General features: G+C 73.3%; 1 protein-coding gene. It reads left to right on the top strand.

Annotation, left to right across the window (positions count from 1 at the left end; translation table 11 throughout):
- A partial coding sequence (locus CW362_RS42825) for a ketoacyl-synthetase C-terminal extension domain-containing protein (protein WP_162684462.1) occupies positions 1–970 on the top strand: 970 nt, incomplete at both ends.

Here is a 970-nt window from a genome sequence, read left to right on the forward strand (position 1 = left end):
ACCGCGCTGGGCGACCCGATCGAGGCGCAGGCTTTGCTGGCGACGTACGGGCAGGGCCGGGACGCGGAGCGTCCGCTGTGGCTGGGGTCGTTGAAGTCGAACATCGGGCATGCGCAGGCCGCGGCCGGGGTGGGCGGGATCATCAAGATGGTCCAGGCGCTGCGGCACCAGGTGCTGCCGCGCACCCTGCACGTGGATGCGCCGTCGTCGAAGGTGGACTGGTCCTCGGGCGCGGTGGAACTGCTGACGACGGAGCGCGCGTGGCCGCGCGGTGAGCGGCCGCGGCGGGCGGCGGTGTCCTCGTTCGGGATCAGCGGCACCAACGCCCACGTGATTCTGGAGGAGGCCCCCGAGAGCCTTGAGACCGCCGAAGCCGCCGAGACTTCCGAAGTCTCCGGGGCGGGGGAGCGGTTGGTGCCGTGGGTGGTGTCGGGGCGGACCGGGGCCGCGCTGCGCGCGCAGGCGGACCGGCTGGCCGCGTTCGTGAACGGACGCCCGGAGCTGGATCCCGCCGCGGTGGGCCGGGCGCTGGGCACGACACGTACCGCCTTCGAGCGCCGCGCGGTGGTGTGGGGCGCACGGCCGGATGAGCTCCTGGCCGGACTGACGGCCCTGACCGGCCAGAGGAAGGCCGCGAACCTGGTCCAGGGCGCGGTACGGCCGCCGGGCACCGTGGCCGCGTTGTTCTCGGGTCAGGGTGCGCAGCGGGCGGGGATGGGCCGGGAGCTCTACGCGGCGTTCCCGGTGTTCGCGCGGTCGGTGGACGAGTCGTGCGCGGTGCTGGACGGCCTGCTGGGCCGGTCGGTGCGCGAGGTGATGTTCACCGACACCGACACCGACACCGACACGGCCACCGACACGGCCACGGATCCGGCCGCGGGTGCTGGTGCGGCCGTGGGTGTGGGTGGTCTGTTGGATCGGACGGTGTATACGCAGGCTGCTCTGTTCGTGTTCGAGGTGGCGTTGTTCC

Source organism: Streptomyces populi, from assembly GCF_002911015.1.
GTDB lineage: Bacteria > Actinomycetota > Actinomycetes > Streptomycetales > Streptomycetaceae > Streptomyces > Streptomyces populi.